The organism is Streptomyces sp. NPDC048290 (genome assembly GCF_040652095.1).
In the GTDB taxonomy this organism is placed as follows: Bacteria; Actinomycetota; Actinomycetes; order Streptomycetales; family Streptomycetaceae; genus Streptomyces.
In genome coordinates this window covers 101,166-108,943 of sequence record NZ_JBEZLM010000020.1, presented here as the reverse complement: position 1 = coordinate 108,943, position 7,778 = coordinate 101,166, and the positions used below count along the sequence as shown (strand labels likewise).

Genomic DNA, 7,778 nt, shown 5'->3' with positions numbered 1-7,778 from the left:
CGACCCCCTCAGCAGACCCCGCCGCCCAGACACCGCAGGGGCCACGACCCCCTCAGCAGACCCCGCCGCCCAGACACCGCAGGGGCCACGACCCCCTCAGCAGACCCCGCCGCCCAGACACCGCAGGGGCCACGACCCCCTCAGCAGACCCCGCCGCCCAGACACCGCAGGGGCCACGACCCCCTCAGCAGACCCCGCCGACCATCCGAGGCACGCGGGACGGTCCCCCTACCCGGCATCACCACTCCACCTCCCGCCCGACGCCATCACCTTCCTCGGCGCCGCGCTCGAAGATCCTCTCCAGTCTCCGTTCGGCAGGCCGCCGACTCATGCTCCTCGTACTCTCCAGTGACTCGCCCAGCGACCGTCTTCCCCCCAGGCGCCCCGCCCAGGACATCCCGTCGGCGCGGCCCCGTGCCGAGCGATGTGGCGACAAGTGCGGCGCCGAGCGCGAGGAGTACGGCGGCTGCGCTCAAGGCGAGCTGGAAACCCTCGGTGGGGGCGCCACCGTGGCGTGCCGCCAACGACACCAGCACCGCCACCCCCACCGCGCCACCGACCTGCTGAACCGAACTGAGGACGGCCGAGCCGAGCCCGGCATCGTCCTCGGTGGTGCCGGTGAGGGCGGCGACGGTCAGCGCGGGCAGGGCCACTCCGTTCCCGAGGCTCGTGACGAGCATTCCGGGCAGCACTCCCGAGGCGTAGCTGTCGCCGGGCGCCACACCGGACAGCAGCAGCACCCCGACCGCGCTGAGCAGGAACGACGCCACGAGCGCGGGGCGTGTGCCGAGGCGGGCCACGGCCCTGGAGGAGAGCCACATGCCCGCGAGGATGCCCGCGCCATAGGGGAGGTAGGCGAGTCCGGCCGTGAGCGGGCCGTAGTGGAGAACGGTCTGGAGATGGACCATCAGCAGGAAGGCCATGGCGTACATGGCGGCCGAGAACAGCAGGGTCGCCCCGTTGGCGACGGCGCGGAAGCGCGAGGACAGGAACGACAGCGGCACCAGAGGCCGCGCCGTCCGAGTCTCCACCGCGACGAACACAGCGCCCAGCACCACGGCCAGTACGAGGGCGCCGACCGCGACCCGATCGGCCCAGCCCGACTCCCCGCTCCGCAACAGCCCATACACCAGCGACACCACCGCACCGGTGCCGAGCATCGCACCGGGTACGTCGAGGCGTACCGCCCGCCCGGCCCGGCTCTCGGGGACCAGCCGGGGCAGCAGGAGGACGGCGGCCAGCGCCACCGGCAGATTGATCAGGAAGACCCACCGCCAGGACGCCAGGCCGGTCAGCACGCCGGAGAGCACCAGACCCGCCGTGCCGCCCAGTGCCGCGATGCCGCCCCAGACGGCGAACGCACGCGCGCGTTCCCGGGTGCCCGGGTACAGCAGGGCGATCAGTGCCAGTGCGGCGGGGCTGGCCATCGCCGCGCCCGCGCCTTGGACGAACCGTCCCGCCACGAGCTGCCACGGCTCCCGCGCGAGCCCACACACCAGGCTCGCCACACCGAACAGCGCCACCCCGGCGAGGAACACCCGTCTGCGGCCCAGCAGGTCGGCCATCCGGCCGAACAGCAGCAACAGCCCCCCGAACGCCAGGAAGTAGGCGTTGACGACCCAGGCCAGACCCGCCGCGCCGAAGCCGAGATCCTCCCGCACACTCGGCAGCGCCACACTCACCACGTTGTCGTCCAGGACGAGCATGAACTGCACGAAGCACAGCACCACCAGAGCGGGCCCACGCCGCCCGGCGCCACCGGACGCGACCGGTACGGACGTCATGCCCCGCCCCCCTCGATGCTCGGACGCGAACTGCGCCAGCGGACAGGACACGGTGACAGTGACGGTGACAGTGACGGTGACGGGTGAGTGATCGACATGACGACGACGCTACGCACCGGCCCCTCTTGGCCGCGATACGCCACAGGGCCAGTTCATATCGCGTTGAGGACACACGGAGGCCATGCGCGGCCCATGCCGAGGACGACGGAGGACATACACTCGCCGCCATGACTCAGGCCGTCTTCGGTGCCATACCGCCCGGGGTGGGGGCGATCGTCGTCGGGAACTTCCCCCTGGCGTACGGGGAGTGGTTCGTCCCCCACAGTCACCCTCACCACCAGTTGGCCTGGGCGCGGCACGGCGTGCTGGGTGTCGCCGTCGGCGATGCCCACTGGGTGCTGCCGCCCACCCGAGCCCTGTGGCTGCCGGCCGGAGTGGTCCACCGCACCGGCGCGACCCGCGAGGCCACGCTGTGCAGCCTGTACTTCGCGCCCGACCGCTGCCGCCTGGACTGGCCCGACCCCACCCCCGTCGCCGTAGACGGCCTGCTGGCCCACCTCATCGCCCACCTCGGCCGCGAGACCCTCCCCGACGACCAACGGCTGCGCGCCGAAGGGGTCGTACAGGACCTGCTACGACCCCTGCCCTCGACCCCCATCGATGTGCCGCACCCCACCGACGACCGGGTGCGCGCCGTGGCGGACGCGCTGCTCAGCGATCCCGCCGACGCCCGCAGCCTGGACGCGCACGCACGGGCCGTCGGAGTCAGCCGACGCACCCTGACCCGGCTCTTCGCCCTCGACACCGGCATGTCCTTCGATCGCTGGCGCACCCATGTACGGCTGCGGGCCGCGCTGCCTCTGCTCGCCGAGGGCCAGCCCGTCTCCCGGGTCGCGCGCACGGTGGGGTACGCGACGCCGAGCGCGTTCCTCGCGGCGTTCCGGCGCACCGTCGGTACCTCGCCGGGGCGTTACCTCAGCGGTGACATCCCGGTGGACCGCGCCTCGTAGCCGAGTCGGCCCGCCTCACGCTCAGGAGGTGGACCGGGCGGGCTCTGCCCCTGTCTCGATCAGGAAGTCGGTGAGGACCTGGGCGAGTCGTTCGGGCTGGTCCTCGGGGACGAGGGTGGAGGAGTCGGCGATCTCGACCAGTCGCCCCTGCGGGTACAGCGCGGCCAGCCGGGGCCCGTGCTCCCGTGGCATCAGCCGGTCCTCGGTCGCCCAGACGACCAGTACCGGCCGGTCGAAGTCCCGCAGCCGCTCGCTCCACGCGAGCAAGGTGGTGCGGTCGGGTGACCCGGTGGCGAACTTGGCGAAGTCCCTGCGGATGGCCTTGCTCCGGGTGGCGGGGGCGAACCAGTCGTCCATGATCTCGTCGGGTACTCCGCGCAGGCTCATCCCGCCGTATCCGCGCCGGTTGTCGCGGAAGGCGGGAACGCGCATGAGGCGCGTCAGGAGCCAGACTCCGCCGGGGACCCTGCACACCTGCGCCATGGCCTTGGCCGGTCCGGGGGGAAAGTTGTCGAACGCCTCGCAGGCCACCAGCACCAGGCGTGCGATGTGTCGGCCCTGCTCCTCCGACACCAGGAACTGGCCCCCGCCCCAGTCATTGAGGACAAGGGTCACCTGCTCCAGACCCAGCCTCTCGATGAACTCGCCCAGGAGCCGGGCGACACCGCGCTGAGTCAGATCGGCGTCCGGGTGCATCGGCTGCCGGTGGCCGCCCAGGGGCAGCGTCGGCAGGACACAGCGGTACCCGGCCAGCAACGGGACCACCTTGCGCCACTGGGTCTCGTTCATCGGCAGGCCATGGCCGAAGACCAGCACAGGCCCCTCACCACCTGTGTCCTGATAGTCGATCGGTCCGGACGACAACTCGACTCTCGGCATCTCGACCTCCCATTTGACAGAACGTTCTACTGTAATCTTGGACGGGAGAGGGGTGAAAGGCAATGGGACAGTCCGACACACGAGCCAGAATCCAGGGTGCCGCCACCGTGTTGTTCCGTCGGCACGGCTACTCGGCCACCGGCCTGAAACGGATCGCGGCAGAGGCGGACGCGCCGTTCGGCTCGATCTACCACTTCTTCCCCGGCGGTAAGCAGCAACTGGCCGAGGACATGATCCGCACCTCCGGAACCGCCTACGGCCACATGGTCCTGGCGCTGCTCGACAGCGTGCCGGACCCCGTGGAATCCCTGCTGCACGCCTTCGAGGCAGCCGCGGACGACCTCGCGGCAGCCGACTACGCCGACGCCTGCCCCATCGGGACGGTCGCCCTGGAAGTCGCGAGCAGCAATGAGGTGCTGCGGGTCGCGACGGCGGAGGTCTTCGCGGAGTGGGTCGGCGCGGCGACGAGCTGGTTCGGCCGGTGGGTGGCCGAACCGGAGACGGCTCGGTCCCTCGCGTACTCGATGGTCATGACGCTGGAGGGGGCGTTCATGCTGAGCCGGGCGGCCCGTGACCCGGAGCCGCTGCGGGTGGCGGGCAGGTCGATGGCCACGTTGCTGCGTACGGCCCTCGCCCAGGCCGACCAGGGCTGACCTCGGACGGCGAGGGGCCCCGTCCCTGTGCGTGGGTGGCGCACAGCGACCTCACTCTCCACTCCGCGCCGAGCCACGTGGGTGAGCGGCGCACAGGGTCCACGGCAGGCTCCGCACCACTGGCACGCTGCTTCCCAAGCAAGCCGCACCGCTCTCCGGCCGCCCGTCCGGCGTGATCAGCCGGGTTCCCTGACCGGTGCGCTGCTGCTCCCGTGACGTCGACCGCTCAGCTCGGCGTCGAGTGTCTCCTGCGCCACGCGCATGGCCTCGGCGTACTCCGGCTCCTGGAGCCGCTCCCACATCGTGTCCTCGGAGATGTCCTCCATGTGGCTGACCACCCACCAGATGTTGCCGAAGGGATCCTTGACACGCCCTCCGCGCTGTCCGAAGGCGTCGTCCGCCAGAGCGGTGACGATCCGGCCACCGGCAGCGACAGCCTGTGAGAAGGCCTGGTCCGCGTCGGCGACGAACACCTGGAGCAGACTCGGCATGACCGGCCAGTCCGCGTGCCGGTCGAAGGCCAGCACGACGGTGTCGCCCACTCGGATCTCACCGTGGCCGATCAAACCGTCCTCGGTTGACACCCGCCCCAGCTCCTCACCCCCGAACGCCTGGGAGACGAAGTCGAGAAACGCCCCTGTGTCGTCGGTGACGACCCAGGGTGCGACGGTGGTGTAGCCCGCCGGTGCGGCATTGGTCTGCTCGGGCATCGTGGTCCGTTCGACGAAGTCGGCTGTCAGCGGTGACCGTAGGCACCCAGTAGGTCGGCATCCGTCCTAGAGAGCGAATGTGGGCCGCGGTCGACTCCCGCCCGGCTCAGTCCGCTCCGATGCCGCCGGACCGTTCCCCGGCCTGCGCCCGATACCGCCCCGGTGTGATGCCGAACTCCCGCTGGAAGGCGTGCGAGAGCGCGTACGGGCTGCCGTAGCCGACCTGGGCGGCGATGGTGGCCAGAGTGTCGGGCGTGTCACGGAGCAGAGTGGCCGCGCGGATCACACGCCACCAGGTGAGGTACGCCATCGGAGGGCGGCCGACGAGAGCGGTGAACCGGCGCGCCAGGGTGGGACGGGAGACACCCGCCTCCGCTGCCAGCCGGTCGTTGCTCCACGGCGCGGCCGGGTCCGTATGCAGTGCCCGCACGGCGGCGGCCACCACCGGGTCGCCCAGCACACGGGGCCAGGCCCCGCTGGGGGCGTCGGTCATCCAGGCCCGGATCATGTAGACGAGGAGCAGGTCGAGCAGGCTCGGAAGCGCCACGCAGGAGCCGGGCCTCAGCTCGTCCAGCTCACCGGCCAGCAGGTCGATGGCGGCACGGAGTTCGAGGTGCCTGCTCACCTGGCTGGGCAGGTGGACGACCTCGGGCAGCTCGGCCATGAGCGGGTGCATACGGCTACAGTCGAGCCAGTAACTCCCGCAGAGCAACTCGGTCGCATGGCGATCGGGCCGAGTACGCCCCTCGGCCTCCACGACCCACCGCGCGAACGGCACCGCCTTCTTCTCAGCGACCGCCGCGTCGATGGGGAAGTCGGCGAGTACATGGCCCGTGCCATGGGGCAGCAGCACCGCGTCACCCGCACCGAGGGATACCGGCGCGCCGCCGTCGGCCAGCAGCCAGAAGTGGCCCTTGAGGACGACGTAGAAGCCCGCGCCGTCGTACGGGTCCCGGCGCGCGCACCAATCCCCGCTCGTCCGCAGCCGGCGGGACCAGGGGTGCCCGAGGTGCACGGCCGATATCGCATCGCTCACCACATCCATCCGTCAACGGTATCCGGCGCATGAAGGATGAGATGCACACGTATTTCATTGAGCCATATACACATTGAGTCAATCTCTTGATCTTCCTTAAGGTCGACCCCATGACGAAGGAGAACACGCGCGAGCAGAGCCTGCTGCTGGGGGATGTCGAGGTCATACGGGTCGTGGAGTGGCACGAGCCGTTCCTGCCCACCTCCGCCATGTTCCCTGGAGCCGGGGCCGATGTGTGGCAGGACAACGAGGACTGGCTCGCACCGGACCACTGGGCGCCGGACAGCGACCTGGTGGTGCTCGCTCTACAGAGCTGGGTGCTGCGCAGCGCGGGCCGGACCGTCCTGATCGACACCGGAGCGGGCAACGGACGCGAACGACCGGGCATGGGACCCTTCCACCAGGCCAGAAGTGACTTCCTCGGCCTCCTGGCAAGGGCCGGCGTCCACCCGCAGGACGTCGACGTCGTCGTCAACACCCACCTCCACGTCGACCACGTCGGCTGGAACACCGTCGACAGGGACGGGCAGTGGGTACCGGCGTTCCCCCACGCCCAGTACCTCATCCCGGCCGCCGACGACTTCCACTTCGGTCCGGACAACGCGTACGGCAACGGCGCACAGGAGGCCGACCGCCACGTCTACGAAGACAGCGTCGCGCCCATCCACCGGGCTGGACAGGCCGTGCTCTGGGACGGTCTGCACCGCATCGACGAGCACCTCACCCTGGAGTCCGCGCCCGGTCACACTCCCGGCTCCTCCGTGCTGCGACTCGTGTCCGGTGGCGACCGGGCGGTCTTCGTCGGCGATCTGCTGCACAGCCCGGTGCAGATCCTGGACCCCTGCTGCAACAGCGGCGCCTGCCTGGCCCCGGAGCAAGCGGTGGCCAGCCGCCGCCGGATACTCGGCCGGGCGGCCGACGACCGCGAGCTGCTCGTCCCCGCCCACTTCGGCGGCGCGGGCGCCCTGGAGGTACGACGGGACGGTGACCGCTTCGCCCTCGGCCCCTGGGCGACAGCCGACTGGAGGAGAAGTACGACCACGGTCGGTTGAGCAGGCCGACCACGATCTTCTCGTGTGTCCGCCATGTACAGCGACGGCCTCGCTGACACCGCGCCGTCGGAGCGGCCGGGCCGCACAGTTTCTCGGGACCACCCGAAAACGCACCGCGGCCGTCGATCGCAGCTACTATGACAGGCCGATATGAGTCAGCAATTACCCATATCCATACCTGACTTGACGGCGCATCAGACAGCAGAGAGGTTGTCGCCTTGTACTTGAGTGTCCCCTTCGAGGACGGTGAGGTCTTCGTCGTCGAGTTGTCCGACGAGCAGGGTTCCGGAGTGATCCGGGCAAGTCGCGGCGACGAGCTCTTCGAGACTTCCGCCGACACGTTCGAATCGGGCATGGCCCGGGTGCAGCGGGTGGCCGCGACCATGCTGGCCCGGCTGGCGGATCTGCCACGCAGTCCTGATCACATCCGTGCGGAGTTCGGACTGCGGGTGACGGCGGAGGCGGGCCTGGTCGTGGCGAAGGGGTCCGGGGAGGCGCACATCAGGCTGGAGCTGGAGTGGAATCGGCCCGAGGGCGGCAGGTGACTTCGGGAGGTCAGCTGCTGTGGGACACCGCCGCCCTCGCCGACCGGGCCTGAGTGACCGCCCGCGGACTGGCCGAAGACCGTCACACAGTCGGGATCGCCACCGAACT

At 70.5% G+C, this 7,778-nt stretch carries 8 protein-coding genes; 4 read left to right on the top strand and 4 right to left on the bottom strand.

All coding sequences use genetic code 11. The features are described 5' to 3' along the window. Positions 1–266 precede the first annotated feature (266 nt). Positions 267–1,784, bottom strand: coding sequence for an MFS transporter (locus AB0D49_RS29585; RefSeq protein ID WP_362762936.1), 1,518 nt, complete (start codon positions 1,782–1,784; stop codon positions 267–269). A 227-nt stretch (positions 1,785–2,011) separates the two neighbouring features. On the opposite strand from AB0D49_RS29585, the gene AB0D49_RS29580 reads away from it, so the two are divergent. After that, on the top strand, positions 2,012–2,794 hold the full coding sequence (locus AB0D49_RS29580; protein ID WP_362762933.1) for a helix-turn-helix transcriptional regulator: 783 nt from the start codon (positions 2,012–2,014) through the stop codon (positions 2,792–2,794). Between the two features lie 21 nt (positions 2,795–2,815). Here the strand turns inward: AB0D49_RS29580 and AB0D49_RS29575 are convergent, their stop codons facing one another. Beyond that, positions 2,816–3,673: an alpha/beta hydrolase gene (locus AB0D49_RS29575; RefSeq protein ID WP_362762929.1), complete on the bottom strand. Its 858-nt coding sequence runs from the start codon at positions 3,671–3,673 to the stop codon at positions 2,816–2,818. Positions 3,674–3,780: 107 nt separating this feature from the next. On the opposite strand from AB0D49_RS29575, the gene AB0D49_RS29570 reads away from it, so the two are divergent. Continuing rightward, on the top strand, positions 3,781–4,326 hold the full coding sequence (locus tag AB0D49_RS29570; RefSeq protein WP_362762926.1) for a TetR/AcrR family transcriptional regulator: 546 nt from the start codon (positions 3,781–3,783) through the stop codon (positions 4,324–4,326). Between the two features lie 176 nt (positions 4,327–4,502). On the opposite strand, the gene AB0D49_RS29565 is transcribed toward AB0D49_RS29570, so the two are convergent. Next, a complete protein-coding gene (locus AB0D49_RS29565) occupies positions 4,503–5,036 on the bottom strand; it encodes a VOC family protein (protein ID WP_362762923.1) in 534 nt (177 codons plus the stop codon). Positions 5,037–5,142: 106 nt separating this feature from the next. Further along, positions 5,143–6,081 (bottom strand): AraC family transcriptional regulator, encoded by a 939-nt coding sequence (locus AB0D49_RS29560; RefSeq protein ID WP_362762921.1) that lies wholly within the window; start codon positions 6,079–6,081, stop codon positions 5,143–5,145. Positions 6,082–6,182: 101 nt separating this feature from the next. Between AB0D49_RS29560 and AB0D49_RS29555 the strand changes: the two genes are divergently transcribed. Further along, on the top strand, positions 6,183–7,124 hold the full coding sequence (locus AB0D49_RS29555) for an MBL fold metallo-hydrolase (protein ID WP_362762919.1): 942 nt from the start codon (positions 6,183–6,185) through the stop codon (positions 7,122–7,124). Positions 7,125–7,342: 218 nt separating this feature from the next. Further along, positions 7,343–7,669 carry a CU044_2847 family protein gene (locus tag AB0D49_RS29550; protein ID WP_362762917.1) on the top strand — a complete coding sequence of 109 codons (327 nt, stop codon included), beginning with the start codon at positions 7,343–7,345 and terminating at the stop codon, positions 7,667–7,669. The last annotated feature ends 109 nt before the right edge of the window (positions 7,670–7,778 follow it).